The sequence below is a fragment of the Streptomyces sp. NPDC047043 genome (genome assembly GCF_040644055.1).
GTDB lineage: Bacteria > Actinomycetota > Actinomycetes > Streptomycetales > Streptomycetaceae > Streptomyces.
Genome location: NZ_JBEYVO010000006.1, coordinates 181,701 through 199,424, shown reverse-complemented (window position 1 = coordinate 199,424; position 17,724 = coordinate 181,701). Strand labels below are relative to the sequence as shown.

At 69.8% G+C, this 17,724-nt stretch carries 18 protein-coding genes; 7 read left to right on the top strand and 11 right to left on the bottom strand.

Features of this window, described 5'->3' with window-relative positions; translation table 11 throughout:
• The first annotated feature begins 5 nt into the window (after positions 1-5).
• A complete protein-coding gene (locus ABZ880_RS11705) occupies positions 6-677 on the top strand; it encodes an LPXTG cell wall anchor domain-containing protein (protein WP_361260305.1) in 672 nt (223 codons plus the stop codon).
• A 69-nt stretch (positions 678-746) separates the two neighbouring features.
• Here the strand turns inward: ABZ880_RS11705 and ppc are convergent, their stop codons facing one another.
• Complete coding sequence (gene ppc / locus ABZ880_RS11700) at positions 747-3,488, bottom strand: phosphoenolpyruvate carboxylase (protein ID WP_361260303.1); 2,742 nt, start codon at positions 3,486-3,488, stop codon at positions 747-749.
• Positions 3,489-3,798: 310 nt separating this feature from the next.
• Between ppc and ABZ880_RS11695 the strand changes: the two genes are divergently transcribed.
• Together ABZ880_RS11695 and ABZ880_RS11690 are read left to right on the top strand one after the other, a co-directional pair.
• Positions 3,799-4,809, top strand: coding sequence for a fatty acid desaturase (locus ABZ880_RS11695; RefSeq protein WP_361260301.1), 1,011 nt, complete (start codon positions 3,799-3,801; stop codon positions 4,807-4,809).
• Entirely contained in the window at positions 4,806-5,483 is a 678-nt protein-coding gene (locus ABZ880_RS11690) for a TetR/AcrR family transcriptional regulator (protein WP_361260299.1), read from the top strand. The genes ABZ880_RS11695 and ABZ880_RS11690 overlap by 4 nt, the downstream gene beginning before the upstream one ends.
• Before the next feature lie 26 nt (positions 5,484-5,509).
• Here the strand turns inward: ABZ880_RS11690 and ABZ880_RS11685 are convergent, their stop codons facing one another.
• From ABZ880_RS11685 to ABZ880_RS11675, 3 genes are all read right to left on the bottom strand, one after another.
• On the bottom strand, positions 5,510-5,683 hold the full coding sequence (locus ABZ880_RS11685; RefSeq protein ID WP_361260297.1) for a CsbD family protein: 174 nt from the start codon (positions 5,681-5,683) through the stop codon (positions 5,510-5,512).
• 64 nt (positions 5,684-5,747) lie between these two features.
• Complete coding sequence (locus ABZ880_RS11680) at positions 5,748-6,116, bottom strand: VOC family protein (protein WP_361260535.1); 369 nt, start codon at positions 6,114-6,116, stop codon at positions 5,748-5,750.
• Between the two features lie 2 nt (positions 6,117-6,118).
• Positions 6,119-6,931, bottom strand: a complete 813-nt coding sequence (locus tag ABZ880_RS11675) for a trans-aconitate 2-methyltransferase (protein WP_361260295.1) — start codon at positions 6,929-6,931, stop codon at positions 6,119-6,121.
• Between the two features lie 89 nt (positions 6,932-7,020).
• Between ABZ880_RS11675 and tamR the strand changes: the two genes are divergently transcribed.
• A complete protein-coding gene (gene tamR, locus ABZ880_RS11670; RefSeq protein ID WP_030941878.1) occupies positions 7,021-7,518 on the top strand; it encodes a MarR family transcriptional regulator TamR in 498 nt (165 codons plus the stop codon).
• Here the strand turns inward: tamR and ABZ880_RS11665 are convergent.
• On the bottom strand, positions 7,477-8,244 hold the full coding sequence (locus tag ABZ880_RS11665) for a response regulator transcription factor (protein WP_361260293.1): 768 nt from the start codon (positions 8,242-8,244) through the stop codon (positions 7,477-7,479). The two genes, tamR and ABZ880_RS11665, sit on opposite strands and share 42 nt — an antisense overlap.
• 302 nt (positions 8,245-8,546) lie before the next feature.
• Between ABZ880_RS11665 and ABZ880_RS11660 the strand changes: the two genes are divergently transcribed.
• On the top strand, positions 8,547-8,990 hold the full coding sequence (locus ABZ880_RS11660) for an N-acetyltransferase (RefSeq protein ID WP_361260291.1): 444 nt from the start codon (positions 8,547-8,549) through the stop codon (positions 8,988-8,990).
• Here ABZ880_RS11660 and galK read toward each other — a convergent pair.
• The 3 genes from galK to galT are packed head-to-tail and all read right to left on the bottom strand — an operon-like array spanning position 8,983 to position 12,163.
• Positions 8,983-10,137, bottom strand: coding sequence for a galactokinase (galK, locus tag ABZ880_RS11655; RefSeq protein ID WP_361260289.1), 1,155 nt, complete (start codon positions 10,135-10,137; stop codon positions 8,983-8,985). The genes ABZ880_RS11660 and galK overlap by 8 nt on opposite strands.
• Complete coding sequence (gene galE, locus ABZ880_RS11650) at positions 10,137-11,105, bottom strand: UDP-glucose 4-epimerase GalE (protein WP_361260287.1); 969 nt, start codon at positions 11,103-11,105, stop codon at positions 10,137-10,139. The genes galK and galE overlap by 1 nt, the downstream gene beginning before the upstream one ends.
• Positions 11,105-12,163 (bottom strand): galactose-1-phosphate uridylyltransferase, encoded by a 1,059-nt coding sequence (gene galT / locus ABZ880_RS11645; RefSeq protein ID WP_361260285.1) that lies wholly within the window; start codon positions 12,161-12,163, stop codon positions 11,105-11,107. The genes galE and galT overlap by 1 nt, the downstream gene beginning before the upstream one ends.
• Positions 12,164-12,311: 148 nt before the next feature.
• Between galT and ABZ880_RS11640 the strand changes: the two genes are divergently transcribed.
• A complete protein-coding gene (locus tag ABZ880_RS11640; RefSeq protein ID WP_361260283.1) occupies positions 12,312-13,991 on the top strand; it encodes a sodium:solute symporter family protein in 1,680 nt (559 codons plus the stop codon).
• Positions 13,992-14,012: 21 nt separating this feature from the next.
• Positions 14,013-14,339: a hypothetical protein gene (locus ABZ880_RS11635; RefSeq protein ID WP_361260281.1), complete on the top strand. Its 327-nt coding sequence runs from the start codon at positions 14,013-14,015 to the stop codon at positions 14,337-14,339.
• Positions 14,340-14,385: 46 nt separating this feature from the next.
• Here the strand turns inward: ABZ880_RS11635 and ABZ880_RS11630 are convergent, their stop codons facing one another.
• The 3 genes from ABZ880_RS11630 to ABZ880_RS11620 all read right to left on the bottom strand — a co-directional run bounded on the left by ABZ880_RS11630 (position 14,386) and on the right by ABZ880_RS11620 (position 17,687).
• The gene (locus ABZ880_RS11630; protein ID WP_361260279.1) at positions 14,386-14,778 is read right to left on the bottom strand and encodes a hypothetical protein; all 393 of its coding nucleotides are present in this window, start codon (positions 14,776-14,778) and stop codon (positions 14,386-14,388) included.
• Positions 14,779-14,934: 156 nt separating this feature from the next.
• Positions 14,935-15,615, bottom strand: coding sequence for a response regulator transcription factor (locus ABZ880_RS11625; RefSeq protein ID WP_361260277.1), 681 nt, complete (start codon positions 15,613-15,615; stop codon positions 14,935-14,937).
• Positions 15,616-15,905: 290 nt separating this feature from the next.
• A complete protein-coding gene (locus ABZ880_RS11620; protein WP_361260275.1) occupies positions 15,906-17,687 on the bottom strand; it encodes a PQQ-binding-like beta-propeller repeat protein in 1,782 nt (593 codons plus the stop codon).
• Positions 17,688-17,724 lie beyond the last annotated feature (37 nt).

Genomic DNA, 17,724 nt, shown 5'->3' with positions numbered 1-17,724 from the left:
GCCCCATGCGTACCCTCACCCGCGCCGGCGCCCTGTGCGCCGTCGCTGCGGCGGCGTTGCTCGCCGCTCCGGTCGCCGCTCACGCCACCGCTCCTGGTGACAACGGGACCGTCAAGATCCACGACGCCTCCACCGGCGAGGAGTTGAAGCGCAACGAGCCCCACGTCTGCACGTTCTACCTGGACGCCTTCGGTTTCGACGCCGTCCAGCAGGTCGACTGGCACATCGAGGCCTGGGCTCCGACGGCCGCCACGAAGGGCGAGACCGTGAAGACCGGCGCCATCACGCTGGACGCCAAGGGCCACGGCCGCACGGAGGACCTGTCGCTGCCCGACGGGCACTACAAGCTGTTCTGGAACTTCGACGGCGAGAAGGGCGCCGCCAAGCAGAAGGTGTTCTGGACGGACTGCGGGGACTCGGAGGACGGCGGCGGGGCATGCCCCTGCGATTCGACGCCCGAGCCGTCGGCGTCCGCGTCCGTTCCGGCGTCGGCGTCCCCGAGGCCGGCCTCCGGTGCGGAGCCGGAGGCGTCCTCCTCGCCGTCTCCGCAGGCCGGCAGCGGTTCGGACGACCTCGCGGAGACGGGCAACGGCGCCCCCGTGGGCGTGCTGTCCGGCGTGGCGGCCGCGTTGCTCGCCGGGGGCGGTTACCTGGTGGTCCGGCGGCGCAAGGCCTGACGTACGGCATGAGACGAGGGTGCCCCCGAGCTTCGTACGAGCTCGGGGGCACCCCCATGTGCGGGCGGATCAGCCGGTGTTGCGCAGGCCGGCCGCCACGCCGTTGACCGTCAGGAGCAGGGCGCGGGACAGGATCGGGTCGGCCTGTTCGCCCGCGGCCGCAGCGTCGCGCTGGCGCTTGAGGAGGGTCACCTGGAGGTAGGAGATCGGGTCCAGGTAGGCGTCACGGATGCTGAAGGTCTGCTTCAACACCGGGGCGGCGTCGAGGAGTTCGTCCTCGCCGGTCACCTTCAGCACTTCGCGCACGGTGAGTTCGTGCTCGGCCTTGATGGTCTCGAAGACGTGCTTGAGCTCGTCGGGGACGAGGGTGTCGACGTAGTGGGCGGCGATCCGCAGGTCGGTCTTGGCGAGGGTCATCTCGACGTTGGAGACGAAGTTGCGGAAGAAGTGCCACTGCTCGTGCATCTCGTCGAGCACGGTGTCCAGGCCCGCCTCGCGCAGCGCCTTCAGTCCGGAGCCGACGCCGAACCAGCCGGGGACGATCTGCCGGGACTGGGTCCAGCCGAAGACCCACGGGATGGCGCGCAGTCCGTCGAGACCTGCGCCCGAGTCGGGGCGCCGGGAGGGCCGGGACCCGAGGTGCAGGTCGGCGAGCTGGTCGACCGGTGTCGACGCGAAGAAGTACGCGGGCAGGTCGGGGTCCTCGACGAGCCTGCGGTAGGCGGCCTCGGCGGCGTTGCTCACCACGTCCATGGCGGCGTCCCAGCGGGCGAGCGCCTCGACGGACTGGCGGGGCGCGGTGTGCAGGGCGGAGGCCTGCAGCGTGGCCGCGACGGTCAGTTCGAGGTTCTCGCGGGCCAGGGACGGCACGAGGTACTTGTCGGAGATGACCTCGCCCTGCTCGGTGACCTTGATCTCGCCCTCGAGGGTGCCCCACGGCTGCGCGAGGATCGCGTCGTGCGAGGGGCCGCCACCGCGGCCGACGGTGCCGCCGCGGCCGTGGAAGAGGCGGAGGCGGACGCCGTAGCGGTGGGCGACGTCGCGCAGGCGCCGCTGGGCGCGGTGGATCTCCCACTGCGAGGTGGTGATTCCGCCGAACTTGGAGGAGTCGGAGTATCCGAGCATGACCTCCTGGACATCCCCGCGCAGCGCCACCAGACGCCGGTAGGACGGGTCGGAGAGCATGTCCTCGAGGATCGTGTCGGCGGCCTTGAGCTCGTCGGTGGTCTCCAGGAGCGGCACGATGCCGATCTTCGCCCAGCCGGCGTGCAGGTCGACGAGACCGGCCTCGCGGGCCAGGACGGCGGCCGCGAAGACGTCGTCGGCGCCCTGGCACATCGAGATGATGTACGACTCCACGACCTCGGGCCCGAAGACCTCCAGGGCCCGCTTGACGGTCTGGAAGACGCCGAGGGTCTTCTCGCCGGGCGCGTCCACGGGCGCCGGGGTGGGCGCGAGGGGGCGCCGGGACCGCAGCTCCTTGGCGAGCAGCTTGGCGCGGTACTCGCGGGGCATGTCGGCGTACCGCCAGGACTCCTCGCCGAGGCGGTCGAAGAGCTGGCCGAGGGCGTGGTGGTGGGCGTCCGCGTGTTCGCGTACGTCCATGGTGGCGAGCTGCAGGCCGAAGGCGGACAGGGTGCGGATGGTGCGGTTCATCCGGCCGTCGGCGAAGAGGCCGCCGCGGTGCTCCCTCAGGGAGCTCTGGATGAGGGTGAGGTCCTGGAGGAGCTCACTGGTGCCGAGGTAGTCGCGGCCGTCCTCGTGCGGGGTGCCCTTGGCGAGGCGCTGCTTGGTGTTCTCCAGCTTCTGCCGGATGCAGGTGGCCTTGAGGCGGTAGGGCTCCTCGGCGTTGAGGCGCTTGTAGCGGGGGCTGATCTCGGGCAGGCGCTCCAGGTCGGCCCGGAGGGACTCCAGGAGCTCCTCCGTGGCGCCGGTGTAGCGGATGGAGTTCGACAGGAAGCCGCGGAGTTCGTCGATGAGCTCCAGGGCGTCGTTGATGCCGTGCTCGTGCTGGAGGATCAGGACGTCCCAGGTGACCTGGGGGGTGACGTTCGGGTTGCCGTCGCGGTCGCCGCCGATCCAGGTGCCGAAGGTGAGGGGGCGGGTGTCGTCGGGGAGCTTGACTCCCACCCGCTCCAGCTCGGCGGTGAGGTCCTCCAGGACGTCGCCGACCGCCCCCGCGTGCAGTTCGTCGAGGTAGTAGATGGCGTTGCGGGCCTCGTCGGCGGGCTCGGGGCGTACGACGCGCAGTTCGTCCGTCTGCCAGACGAGGTCGATGTTCTCGGCCAGCCGGGTGTCGTAGCGGCGGCGGTCGGCCTCGATGACCGGGGTCTCCAGGAGCGCGGCGATGCGCCGGAGCTTGTTCAGGACCGAGCGGCGCGCGGCCTCGGTCGGGTGGGCCGTGAACACCGGACGAACATTGAGATGCCTGACCGTCTGGCGCAGGTGCTCGGGGTCGGCGTCCTTGAGCCGGTCGGCCGTACGGGCCAGCAGGCCACCCTCGGCGGCACGCTTGGTGCGCAGCTCGCGGCCGCGGTGGACCTGCTCGGTGACGTTGGCCAGGTGGAAGTAGGTGGAGAAGGCGCGGACCAGCTTGGCCGCGGTCTCCAGTTCGGTGCCGCGCAGCAGCTCGGCGGCGGCTTCTCCGTCCTCGCGGGTGAGGCGGCGGACCTTCTCGACGAGTTCCAGCAGCTCGGGGCCCTCCTGCCGGACGAGGGTCTCGCCCAGGAGGTCACCCAGCCGGCGGATGTCGGCGCGCAGCTCGCTGCTGGTGTTCGCCTGGGGCTCGGTCTGGTCGTCGGCACTGCTCACAGGTGCGGCTCCTTGCAGTGTTGAAGCTCGTCCGGGAGGGGAACCCGGCGGCAGGGGCCGCGCGGCGGGCGCCGCATACGGCCCTGTCATCCGGGAATGAATCAGAGCGGACCGCGCTGTCCGACCGACTCCAAGGATAGGTGTCCATGCGGACGCGCAGACTTTCGGGCTCTTGCCGCCGGGTGAGGCACTGCCATACTTACGATGCCGTAGGTTACGGAACCGTAGGGAACGTTGTAACGGAACCCGGGCATGGTTCCCACAGCCGCCCCGGCACCTCTCTCCACCCTCGATCCCACAGGGGACGCCCATGACCACAAGCTCCGATGTGATCGAAGACGCCCCGAAGGCGCCCGGCGACACGTCCGTCACCTCCGCCACGCTGGGTGGCGAGCAGAAGGGTTCGATCGAACAGGTCACGCTGCTGCTCTTCATCATCGTCCCGTTCCTCGCGCTCCTTGCGGCGGTGCCGCTGGCGTGGGGGTGGGGGGTGAGCTGGCTGGACCTCGGCCTGATGGTGTTCTTCTACTACCTGGGCTGTCACGGCATCACGATCGGCTTCCACCGCTACTTCACGCACGGCTCCTTCAAGGCCAGGCGCCCCTTGCGCATCGCGCTCGCGATCATGGGGTCGCTGGCGGTGGAGGGCCCCCTGGTCCGCTGGGTGGCGGACCACCGCAAGCACCACAAGTTCTCCGACGCCGAGGGCGACCCGCACTCCCCGTGGCGTTTCGGGGAGACCGTCCCGGCGCTGATCAAGGGCCTGTGGTGGGCGCACATCGGCTGGATGTTCGACGAGGAGCAGACGCCGCAGGACAAGTACGCGCCGGATCTGATCAAGGACCCGGCGATCCGTGCGATCTCCCGCCAGTTCGTGTTCTGGACGATGCTGTCGCTGGCCCTTCCGCCGCTGATCGGCGGTCTGGTCACCTGGTCCTGGTGGGGCGCGTTCACGGCGTTCTTCTGGGGCTCACTCGTACGGGTGGCGCTGCTGCACCATGTGACCTGGTCGATCAACTCGATCTGTCACGCGGTCGGCAAGCGGCCCTTCAAGTCGCGCGACCGCTCGGGCAACGTGTGGTGGCTGGCCGTGCTGTCGTGCGGCGAGTCCTGGCACAACCTGCATCACGCGGACCCGACCTCGGCGCGGCACGGTGTGGAGCGCTGGCAGGTGGACTCCTCGGCGCGGATCATCCGCTGGTTCGAGGCGTTCGGCTGGGCGTACGACGTGCGGTGGCCGTCACGCTCGCGTATCGATTCGCGCCGGAACACCGGTGAAGAGGGCTCTCGGCGCCGGAAGGAGACGGCCGAGGCGGCATGATTGACGCCGTGGCGACCGATCCCAGCAGTACCCCGAGCCCGGACAAGCAGCGACGAGCGCGGCGCACCCGTATGACGGGGGCCGAGCGCCGTCAGCAGCTGCTGGAGATCGGTCGCACCCTGTTCGCCGCCAAGGGGTTCGAGGGCACCTCCGTGGAGGAGATCGCGGCGAAGGCCGGGGTGTCCAAGCCGGTGGTGTACGAGCACTTCGGCGGCAAGGAGGGGCTGTACGCGGTGGTGGTGGACCGTGAGATGCGGCGGCTGCTGGACATGGTGACCGGCTCCCTGACCGCCGGCCACCCCCGCGAACTGTGCGAACAGGCCGCCTTCGCGCTCCTGGACTACATCGAGGAGTACACGGACGGCTTCCGCATCCTGGTCCGTGACTCCCCCATCCCGCAGTCGACGGGTTCCTTCGCCTCGCTGATCTCGGACATCGCCACGCAGGTGGAGGACATCCTGGGCCGCGAGTTCAAGAGCCGTGGCTTCGACCCCAAGCTGGCCCCGCTGTACGCGCAGGCCCTGGTCGGGATGGTCGCCCTGACCGGGCAGTGGTGGCTGGACGTGCGCCGCCCGAAGAAGGCGGAGGTCGCCGCGCATCTGGTGAACCTGGCATGGCACGGCCTGGACGGGCTGGAGGCGAAGCCGCACCTGATCGGGCGCCGGAAGAGCTGAGGCCCGCACCCCGGGTGCCGGTGTGCTCAGTGCTTGAAGGTGTCCTTGCCCTTCTCCTTGGCCTGGCGTGCGTCGCCCTTCATCTGCTCGGCCTTGCCCTCGGCGGTCATCCGCTCGTTGCCGGCCATGCGGCCCATCGCTTCCTTGGCCTTGCCCTTCATCTGTTCCTTCTTGGCCCTGGCCTTCTCTTCCTTCGCCACGTTTCTCACTCCCCGCGGAGCTCGACGTCGGTGTCACCTCAGCGGGTGACCCTCCACCGTGCCGTCAAACAGCGGTCACCGGCTCCAGGAACTCCAGCCGGTTGCCCACGGGGTCGGACGAGTAGAACCGCCGGTGCCCCGGCAGGTTCTCGTCCCACTCCACCTGCGCCCCATGGGCCTCAAGCCGGGCGCCGTACCGCTCGATCCCGGTGACGCGCAGCCCGGGGTGGGCCTTCTTCGCGGGCCGGAAGTCCTCCTCGATCCCCAGGTGCAGCTGCACGACCCCGGCCTGGAACCAGCACCCGCCCCGCGCCGCGAGCACCTGCGGCTTCGGGATCTCCGTCATCCCGAGGACATCGACGTAGTACGCACGCAGCCGGTCCTCGGAGCCGGGCGGTGCGGCGAGCTGGACGTGGTCGACGGCGGTGATCACGCTCATGCCTCCTTGTGGGCGACGGCGAAGACCCGGCGGAAGGGGAAGGCCGTACCGTGCGCCCCGGCCGGATAGGCCTCCCGCAGGGCCGCCCGGTACTCGCCCAGGAACTCCGCCCGCGCCGCCGGGTCGTCGGCGAGGGCGGTGAGGACGGGCCGCAGCCCGGTCCCCTTCACCCAGTCCAGCACCGGATCCTCGCCGGTGAGGAGATGCACGTACGTCGTCTCCCATACGTCCGCCTCGCAGCCGAGGGCGGTCAGGCGTTCCAGATAGGCCTCGGGCGCGAGGACGGCGTCGTCGTGGCGCAGGGTGTCGGCGAGGCGGTCCTTCCAGCGGGCTGAGTGGGCGAGTTCGCGCATCAGCGTGTGGCTGGGGGCGTCGAAGTTGCCGGGCACCTGGAAGGCGAAGGTGCCCCCGGACTCGAGGCCGGCGATCCAGTCGGCGAAACGGTCCGCGTGCCCCGGCACCCACTGCAGGGTCGCGTTGCTGACGATCAGGTCGTACGGCTGCCCGGGCGCCCAGGTCCGTACGTCCGCGGCGGCGAAGTCGAGGCGGCCGCCGCCGGCGGTGGGGCCGGCGTGGTCGGCGTGGGCCTTGTCTAGCATCTCGGGCGAGTTGTCGTAGCCGGTGATGCGGGCGGTGGGCCAGCGGTCGGCGAGCAGGACGGTGACGTTGCCGGGGCCGCAGCCGAGGTCGGCGATCCGCGGCGAGTCGGCCGGCAGGTCCGGGACGCGGGCGAGGAGGTCGACGAAGGGGCGGGCGCGGTGGCCGGCATGACGCAGGTACTGGGCGGGGTCCCAGGTGGGGGTGCTCATGCCTCAAACCTTCCCCGGAAACTTCTCTTGATGTCAAGAGACTTCACATCAAGAGACTTCACGTCGACACAACCACTACACTGATCGCCATGGAGGACGAGGTCGATCGGCTGGTCGCAGCATGGCGCCGGGAGCGTCCGGACCTCGACGTGGAACCGCTCGAGGTGCTCAGCCGGGTGAGCAGACTGGCCCGGCATCTGGACCGGGCGCGCCGGCTGGCCTTCGCCGAGCACAGCCTGGAGCCCTGGGAGTTCGACGTGCTGACGGCACTTCGGCGCGCGGGCACGCCGTATCAGCTCTCGCCGGGGCAGCTGCTGACGCAGACCCTGGTGACCTCGGGCACGATGACGAACCGCATCGACCGCCTGGCCAAGAAGGGCCTGGTGGAGCGGCTGCCCGACCCGAGCGACCGGCGTGGTGTGCTGGTACGGCTGACGGACGAGGGCCGGGACCGTGCGGACCAGGCCCTCGCCGGCCTCCTCGACCAGGAGCGGGCGATCCTCGCCGAGCTCTCCCGCGCCCAGCGCGGTGAACTGGCGGGGCTGCTACGCCAGCTGACCGCCCCGTTCGACAACATCCCCGGCTAGGTCGACGGGCCCGACACCGGCCCGGCGGGCGAGCGCGACGGCGGCGAGCGTCGAGTGGACGCCCAGCTTCCCGAGGACGTTCTGCATGTGCGTACGCACGGTGTGGGGCGAGAGGAACAACCGCTCGGCGACGGCCTTCCTCCCCAGCCCGGCCACCATGCACCGCAGGACTTCCCGCTCCCTCGGCGTGAGGGACTCGACGAGCCGTTCGCTCTCGGTGCGGTGCTTGCGCGCGGCGGTCAACTCCCTGAGGACGCCCGTGAGCAGAGCCGGCGGCAGATGCGTCTCGTCGCGCAGCACTCCCCGTATGACATTGAGCAGCCGGGACAGCGAACAGTCCTTGGCCACCCAGCCGGAGGCCCCGGCCTGCAGGGCGAGCGCGGCACGGCGCGGATCGTCCTTCTCGGCGAGCACGACGATCCGTACGCCCGGCTGCGCGGTGCGCACCCCGGCGACCAGCGAGATCCCGTCGACGAGGCCGTCCTCGTTGCCCTCCTGAACGGGCACGGCCGGCCGGACGCCCGGCACGTTCCCGCCCAGATCGGAGTCGACGAGCAGCACGTCGAACCGGCGTCCCTCGGCTGCCGCACGCTCCAGGCTGCGCAGCGCGGCGGGACCGCTGCCGGCCGCGGACACGTCGACGTCGGGCTCGGCCGCCAGCGCGGCGGCAAGCGACTCGGCGAAGATGCGATGGTCGTCGACGACCAGGACTCGGATGCGAACCACGAAACCCCCTTCCCCAAGCTCTCGAAGAGCAGGGGATACCCCATGTGTCGGGAGACGGCACGGGCGCAGGTACGGCGCCCGAAGCGCCCCAGGTCACTTGTGACGACCTGGGACTGGAACGGCACACCGCACGGCCGCCGCCGTGCGGAAACTGCTACCCCCACTTCGGGCGTCGTACCCGACTGTCTCGCCCCCTGATCGGCACCGGCCCCCACCGGTGCTGTTCATCAGGGTACGGCCGGGGGCCAGGAGCGGAAGGTAATTTGCAGAACTGGCTGTCCAGCGCGTTTATCGTGAGTCACATGTTTCGTCTTGAGACAGAAGTCGACAGGGGCCGGCGCGATCTTCTCCGTTCCCGCCTGCGGGACACCAACACGGCGGCGTCACCGATCCTGCGCCGCCTGCGCGGAACCCCAGGTGAACGTGAACTTCCACTCCACGTCTGGGCGTTGGACGACGCGGACGACCTGGCGGCCGGCCTGGTGGGCCACACCTGGACGACCTGGCTGCACGTGACCTACCTGTGGGTGGACGAACGCCACCGCGGCACGGGCCTGGGTTCCCACCTCCTCGCACAGGCGGAACACATCGCCCGCGAGGAACGGGGCTGCGGCTCGTCCCGCCTGGAGACGTGGGACTTCCAGGCGCCGGGGTTCTACAAGAAACAGGGGTACGAGGTGGTGTGCGTGATCCCCGACTATCCGCCGGGGATCACCGAGTACACACTGACGAAGCGGCTCAGCTGAGCCTGCGCGCCCCGGCCCCCGGCACCGCCTCGAACACCCGCGGTGTCGTGAAGCCCGCCGCCGCGAAGGCCTCCGTCACCGCCTTGGTGACTGTGTCGACGTCGGATGCCTCTGCCAGGACGATGGCCGAGCCGCCGAAGCCGCCGCCCGTCATGCGGGCGCCGAGGGCGCCGGAGGCGAGGGCCGTGTCGACCACCAGGTCCAGTTCGGGGCAGGAGATGCGGAAGTCGTCCCGCAGGGAGGCGTGGCCGGCCACCAGGACCGGGCCGATCGCGCGGGTGTCGCCCGACTCCAGGAGGGAGACGACCTTCTCCACCCGCTCGTCCTCCGTGACGACGTGGCGGACCAGGCGGACCGCCTCCTCGTCGTCACCGAGGCGGGCGAGGGCCGCGTCCAGGTCGCCGTACGGGACGTCCCGCAGCGCGTCCACGCCCAGCAGTGCCGCGCCCCGCTCGCAGCCCGCACGGCGCTTGCCGTACTCGCCCTCGCTGTGGGAGTGCTTGACCTGGGTGTCCACCACCAGCAGGCGCATGCCCTCGGCGGCCAGGTCGAAGGGGATCTGCTTCTGGGACAGGTCACGGGTGTCGAGGAAGAGCGCGTGGCCCTCCTCGCAGCACGCCGACGCCGTCTGGTCCATGATGCCGGTGGGAGCGCCGACGTAGACGTTCTCGGCGCGCTGGCACAGGCGGGCCAACTGCCAGCGCTGCAGGCCGAGTTCGTAGAGGTCGTTCAGGGCGAGCGCGATGACGACCTCCAGGGCCGCCGAGGACGACAGGCCCGCGCCCGCCGGGACCGTCGACGACAGGTGGATGTCCGCGCCGGTCACCGCGTGGCCCGCCTCGCGCAGGGCCCAGACGACGCCCGCCGGGTATGCCGTCCAGTTGCGGTCCGACTCGGGGGCGAGATCGTCGACACGCAGCGCCACGACGCCGCCCTCGACGTCCGCCGAGTGCAGGCGCAGCACGCCGTCCGCGCGGCGCGAGACCGCTGCCACCGCCGTGTGCGGCAGCGCGAAGGGCATCACGAAGCCGTCGTTGTAGTCGGTGTGCTCACCGATGAGGTTGACGCGGCCCGGCGCCGACCACACGCCCTCGGGCTCGGTCCCGTACAGCTCGACGAAACCGTCCCGCACCTGCACTGCGCCCACTACTGCTCCCTAGCGATGTTCTGCGCGAACTCCCACGCGTCCGCGACGATCCCCGCGAGATCCGCGCGGGACGGGTTCCAGCCCAGCTTCTCGCGGGCCGTGGCGGCCGACGCGACCAGGACCGCCGGGTCACCGCCGCGGCGCGGGGCCACGACCTCCGGGATCGGGTGGCCGGTGACCTGCCGGACCGTCTCGATGACCTGGCGGACCGAGAAGCCCTCGCCGTTGCCCAGGTTGCAGATGAGGTGCTCGCCGGAGGTGGCGGCCTTCAGCGCGAGCAGGTGGGCGTCGGCGAGGTCCGCGACGTGGATGTAGTCGCGCACGCAGGTGCCGTCCGGCGTCGGGTAGTCGTCGCCGAAGACGGAGATCGCGTCCCGCCTGCCCTGCGCGACCTGCAGCACCAGCGGGATCAGGTGCGACTCGGGGTCGTGGCGCTCCCCCTGCCTGCCGTACGCGCCCGCCACGTTGAAGTAGCGCAGCGAGACCGCGCCCAGGCCGTGCGCCGCCGCCTCACCGGTGATCATGTGGTCCACGGCCAGCTTCGAGGCGCCGTACGGGTTGGTCGGCGAGGTGGGCGCCGACTCCACGATCGGGACCTCCTTCGGCTCGCCGTACGTGGCGGCCGTGGAGGAGAAGACGAGCTTGCGGACGCCGGCCTCGCGCATCGCGCCGAGCAGGGCCATGGTGCCGGCCACGTTGTTGTCCCAGTACTTCTCGGGCTTCACGACCGACTCGCCGACCTGCGAGAACGCGGCGAAGTGCAGGACCGCCTCGAAGGAGGAGTCCAGCCACTTGGCGGCGTCGCGGATGTCCCCCTCGATGAGGGTCGCACCGGCCGGGACGCCCTCCCGGAAGCCCGTGGAGAGATTGTCGAGCACGACGACCTCGTGGCCCGCCTCCAGCAGGTGCTGGGCGACCACGCTGCCGACATAGCCCGCGCCACCGGTGACCAGGTACTTACCGCTCATCAACTCGCTACCTCTCGCAGTCGCTCGGCCGCGCGCTCCGGCGGCACGTCGTTGATGAACACGTTCATGCCGGACTCGGAACCCGCGAGGAACTTCAGCTTGCCGGAGGTTCGGCGGATGGTGAAAAGCTCGAGGTGGAGCGCGAAGTCGTCGCGGTTGACGCCCTCGAACTCCTCCAGCGCGCCGAACGGGGCCTGGTGCCAGGCCGAGATGTAGGGCGTGGGCGGTTCACCTTCGCCGAAGATCCGGTCGAAGCGCCTCAAGAGTTCCAGGTAGACCTTGGGGAACTCTGTGCGCGCGCTTTCATCCAGCGCGAGCAGGTCCGGCACCCGGCGCTTCGGGTACAGATGGACCTCGTACGGCCAGTGCGCGGCGTACGGCACGAACGCCACCCAGTGTTCACCCTCGAGGACGACCCGCTCGCCGGCGAGTTCGCTCGCCACGACGGCGTCGAAGAGGTTCTCACCGCCCGTCGCCTCCTTGTGGGCCGCGAGGGAACGCAGCATCAGCGCGGTGCGCGGGGTCGTGAACGGGTACGCGTAGATCTGGCCGTGCGGATGGCCGAGCGTCACGCCGATCTCCGCGCCGCGGTTCTCGAAGCAGAACACCTGCTCCACGGAGGGCAGATGCGACAGCTCCGACGTACGGTCCGTCCATGCCTCCAGGACCAGGGCCGCCTGCTCCTCGCTCAGGTCGGCGAAGGAGGCGTTGTGGTCGGAGGTGAAGCAGACGACCTCGCAGCGGCCCGAGTCGCCGGCCAGCGAGGGGAAGCGGTTCTCGAAGACCACGACGTCGTACGACGAGTCCGGGATCTCGCTCAGGCGGTCGCCCTGCGAGGGGCACAGGGGGCACTGGTCGGCCGGCGGGTGGTAGGTGCGGCCCTGGCGGTGCGAGGCGACGGCGATCGAATCGCCGAGCAGCGGGTCGCGGCGGATCTCGGAGGTCGTGACGGTGCGCTCCAGCGGACGCCTGTCCACCGCGTCCCGCACGGTGTCGTCGCGCAGGTCGTAGTAGATGAGCTCACGACCGTCGGCCAACGAGGTCGAGGTCTTCTTCACGCCACCGCTCCTTACACACGCAACCCTCAACAGAACTAAACATAACAAACCACAAGGCAACAGTGGCGTCAATGGGTGAGGGCCCGCAACCGGGAAGTCGCAGGGTGTGAGCAGGCGTATGTTTCGTGTGAGGGGCATAGATACGTGCATGCAGAACCCCACCTATCTGGCTGCAGAGCTCCGGCTCCCCACGAACGGGCTCGACTACACGATCCTCGGCATCTACTTCGTCGTCGTCCTGGGCATCGGCTTCGCCGCACGCAGATCGGTGAAGACCAGCCTCGACTTCTTCCTCTCCGGGCGCTCCCTGCCCGCCTGGATCACCGGTCTCGCGTTCATCTCGGCCAACCTGGCCGCCACCGAGATCCTGGGCATGGCCGCCAACAGTGCGCAGTACGGCGCGTACACCGTGCACTGGTACTGGATCGGCGCCATCCCGGCCATGGTCTTCCTGGGCCTGGTGATGATGCCCTTCTACTACGGAAGCAAGGTCCGCTCGGTCCCCGAGATGCTGCTGCTGCGCTTCGACAAGTGGGCACACCTGCTGAGTTCGGCCCTGTTCGCCTTCGCGGCCATCCTGATCGCCGGCGTGAACCTCTACGCCCTCGCGATCGTCGTCGAGGCACTGCTGGGCTGGCCGCAGTGGGTGGCGATCGTGGTCGCGGGCGCGTTCGTGCTGGCGTACATCACGCTGGGCGGTCTGTCATCGGCGATCTACAACGAGGTGCTGCAGTTCTTCGTGATCCTCGCGGCGCTGATCCCGATCGTGGTGCTGGGTCTGAAGAAGGTCGGCGGCTGGGACGGGCTGACGGACAAGCTGACCGTGACCCACGGCGCCGACTTCACCACCGCATGGGGCGGCACCGGCATCGGCAGCTCCAACCCGCTCGGCGCCAACTGGCTGACCATCGTGCTCGGCCTCGGCTTCGTGCTGTCCTTCGGCTACTGGACGACCAACTTCGCCGAGGTGCAGCGCGCCCTGTCCGCGAAGAACCTCTCCGCCGGGCAGCGCACCCCGCTGATCGCCGCGTACCCGAAGATCTTCATCGTCTTCCTGGTGATGATCCCGGGCCTGGTCGCCGCGGCCCTCATCCCGAAGTTCGGCACCCCCGCCTCCGGCTACCAGTACAACGACGCCATCCCCTACCTGATGCAGGAGCTGCTGCCGAACGGTGTGCTCGGCATCGCGGTCACCGGTCTGCTGGCGGCCTTCATGGCCGGCATGGCGGCCAACGTCTCGTCCTTCAACACGGTGTTCACCAACGACATCTGGGCGCGGTACCTGGTCAGGGGCCGGGAGGACGAGTACTACGTCCGCTTCGGCCGTCTGATCACGGTGGTCGGCGTCTGCGCCTCGGTCGGCACGGCGTTCCTGGCGTCGTCCTTCTCGAACATCATGAGCTACCTGCAGACGCTGTTCTCCTTCTTCAACGTGCCGATGTTCGTGGTCTTCATCGTCGGCATGTTCTGGAAGCGCGCGTCCGCGAAGTCCGGCTTCTGGGGTCTGCTCGCCGGCACGGTGACCGCGATGGTCAACTACTTCGTCCTCTACAAGAGGGACATCATCTCCATCCCCTCCGACCAGGGAGCCAACTTCGTCTCCGCGATCGCCGGATTCGTCGCCGGTGCGGTGGTGATGTTCATCGTGTCCCTGTTCACCGAGCCGAAGCCGGACGAGGAGCTGCAGGGCCTGGTCTACGGCACCACCTCCCCCGGTATGTCGGAGCCGCCCGCACCGGGCGACGAAGCCTGGTACCGCAGGCCGGCCCTGCTGGGCTGGGGCGCGGTGATCATCGCGGCCGCCTGCTACATCCCGTTCTCGTTCTGATCGAGGGAGGATCGAAGGACCATGACCGATCAGCACGGCTACTCCGAGCAGGACGTCCAGCGCGAGGTCTCCGAACTGCAGAAGAAGTCGGCCACCGCGGCCCGCATCTTCGACCTGCGCCGCATCATCGGCGGCCTCTTCGTGCTCTACGGCCTGATCCTCGGGATCACCGGCCTCCTCGACGACCAGGCCGCGATCGACAAGGCGCAGGGCATCAACATCAACCTGTGGACCGGGATCGGGATGCTGCTGCTCGGCATCTTCTTCCTGGTCTGGCTGAAGCTCCGCCCGACGCCCCCGCCGCCCCCGGCGGAGGAGGGGGACGAGGCGGACAGGCCCGCCGAGTGACGCCGACGGGGGAGGGGCGTCACCCGCCCCTCCCCCGCTCGCCGGATCAGCCGTAGTACGGGTTGCCGTCCCAGGGCGAGGTGTCGCAGGAGACCGGGGTGTCGCCCTCGTACGTGCACACCTGGATGCGCATCGCCCAGATGCCGTTCGAGTCGGTCAGCGAGGTCGTCCAGCTGAGCTTGGATCCGTAACCCTGGTAGTCGTAACGCCACGGGTAGCTGGTGATGTTGCGGAGCGGGTCCTCGGACTGCGCCCGCACCCGGACGTGGTGCCCATCGGCCTTGGTGTCCTGCACGGCCAGGACGATGTTGTACGCCTCGGTCCTGCTCTTGTAGTAGAACTCACCCCAGCCCTGGGAGCCGTCGGCCTGCGCGTACACGTCGCCCGCGAACGCGGGTGACGCGGCGAAGGCCAGTGCCGCCACAGCGGCCGCACCCACGGTAAGTCCACGGCGAAGTCTCAAAGAATCCCCCCAGTGATCGGGTTGGAACGATCTTGTGACGGGATCTTAGAGGTTCAAGAACAGGTCAACCATGGCCCAAATGATCATGTGAGCCAAGTAACACCGAGTCCAGGTGGGGCAAGTCCCGGCAAGTCAGGAATCCGCCGGTCGTGGTTCGTTCGGAAGAGGGCCCGCACGGTCCAGCAGCCCCGTGCGGGCCGCCAGCGCGGCCGCCTCGAGCCGCGACCCCACGCCCAGCTTCATCAGGACCCGTTGGACGTGGGTGCGGGCCGTGGAGGGGGCGATGCCCATGCCGGCCGCGATCAGGCGGGTGTCCTCGCCGTCGGCGACCCTGACCAGGACCTCGACCTCCCTCGGGGTGAGCATCTGGAGCAGGCGCTGACCCTCGTCGTCCGGCTGGGCGGCAGGGTTCAGCAGCTCGCTGAAGGCGCCCTGGAGGAGCTGCGGCGCGACCGCCGCCTCGCCCGCCCTCGCCTTCATGATCGCCCGCTCCACACCCTCTATGCGCTCGTCATGGCGTACGTAGCCCGAGGCGCCCGCGGCGAAGGCCGCCGCTATGCCGCGCGGGCTGGGTACCGGACCCAGTACCAGGACCGCCACCTGCGGACGCTCCCGTTTGATCTTCACCACCGGGTCGAAGATGCCCGGCTCCGCCGGTGTCGCCGTGCCCAGCAGGCACACCTCAGGCGCACGCGTGATCACCAGCTCCGCCGCGCCCGCGGCAGGCGCCGCCGCGGCGAGCACCCGGTGCCCCCGCAGCTTCAACGCCGAGGCCAGCGCCTCGGCGAGCAGTCGGTGGTCGTCGACCACCATGAGCCGCACTCCCATCGAGCCAACCCCCCAGTCCCCCCAATGGATCCCTATGGATGCCCCGCCATGGGTGCCCCACCTCGGGTGCCCACTGGTCCGCGCGGACAGAAGCCCCCTCCCGGCTCCCCCGCTCTTCATGCCCCCGGAAGCTACACGCTTGTTCGACGTTGCGCTCCCCCTACTGGTGAGAACTGCCCCGGATCGACGGAATTTCTGGCATTCGAGGGTGATGGGCGGTACGCGCACGGCCCCGCCCCTGAGCAGGGACGGGGCCGTTCTCACGGACGAGTGGTTCAGCCGCTCGTGCCGAACGCGAGCGCCAGATACTCCTTGTCCGAGACACCCGACGACTTGTCGGCGTACACCCCGGACATGTACAGGTGGCCCTGCGAGTACAGGATCTCCGCCGAGTCCGGCAACATGGTCGTCTCGGCATCCCGCACCGACTCCGTCGAGGGGTTCTCCAGCAACTTGGTCTCCTTGAACGAGGAGCCGTCGATGCTGACGATCTGACCGCCCTTGTCGTACGGCGGGCTCTTGTACGCGATCACGTTGCCGCCGTCCATCCGCAGCGGGGTGATGGTGTAACCGTCGCCGGAGTCGGCGCGCTGGCCGGTCTGCTTGCCGGTGGCCAGGTCGAAGACGACGATCGCGTTGGCGTCGTCCCGCTCCTCCGTCGGGATGTACAGCTTGCCGTTGCCGACCGCGAGCCCCTTGCAGAACTCGATCCTCGAGATGCCGTCGCAGCGGGCCGCGTACTGCTCGCCCGGCGCGGAGATCCGGGTGAGGAGTTTGCCGGTCTTGTTGTCGATGGAGAAGAAGTCCGAGATACCGCTGCCGTCGCCCGCGGTGTCACCGACGTCTGCCGCCACGACCAGCGGGTCCGTCGAGACGACGGCCGCGTACTCGATGCCCTGGGTCATCTTGTACTCGGAGATCACCTTCCCGGTCTTCGGGTCGATGGTCTGGATGTGCAGCTGCCGCTGGTCGTACGAGCCGCACTTGCGCACCGCGACCAGCTTCGCGCCGCCGCCGTACCCGGCGTCGTAGCAGGTGTCGGTCGGCTTCGGGGCCCACAGGGACTTGCCGGAGGTGATGTCCCAGGCGGCGCCGCCGCTGGTGCTGCCCACGGCGACGGTGTTCGCGCTGACCGTCACGTTGTCCAGGCCGATCGGCCGGTCACCGGAGTTGACGGTCTTCGTCCACAGCTTCTTGCCCGCGTCCAGGTCGATCGCGGCGACCTGGCTGCACCCAGCCGAGCTGTTCTTCGCCGGCATCTTGGGCTGGAAGACGATGGCCGTCTTGTTGTCCGCGGTGGTGTGGTCACTGGCCTCGCACACCGGGCCGGGCAGCTTGATCGTCCACAGCTTGGTGCCCTTGTCGGGGTCGTAGCCGTTGATCTCGGCGACGCCGCTCTTGACGTACGCCTTGTCGGTCAGCCACGAACCGGACACCACGGTGCTGTCGTCGACCTTGGGCTCCGGGATCTGGAACAGGACCTGGGAACCGGTGTTGGCGGGCACCTTCTCGTCGCCCTTGCTCGAGGTGCCGCCGGTGTCGCTCTTGTCGTCCCCGCCGCCCGTGGGGCCGGCGGAGCTCAGCTCCGGGTCCTTCTTGTCGTCGCCCTTGCCGGAGCTCGCGTACCAGATGCCGCCGCCGACGATCAACGCGATCGCGACGACCGCCGAGACGATAATGACCAGCTGCGCGTTCATCTTCCGCCCGCCGGCCGGCTGCCCGGCCTGCGGCTGCAGCGGCACGGTCGGCTGCTGGTAGCCGTAACCGGGCTGCTGGCCATAGGGGTTGGGCGGTTGCTGGCCGTACGGGTTCTGCGGCTGCCCGGGGTACCCGTAGCCCGGCGGCGCCTGCGGCGGCGGGGCCTGGGGGTAGCCGTAGCCGGGCTGCTGCGGGGGCGGCGGAGGCGGGGTCTGCGGGGCCCCCGGCGCCTGCGGGTAGCCGTAGCCCGGCTGCTGCGGGGTGCCGAAGCCGGGCTGCTGCGGCGGCTGGTCCTGCGGCGGGCCGAAACCGCCCTGCTGCGGGGGCTGGTTGGGCGGTGGGGGCGGTGGCTGGGTCATGACGTGAGTACCTCGGGAGCGAGCGGCGGGGACGGCG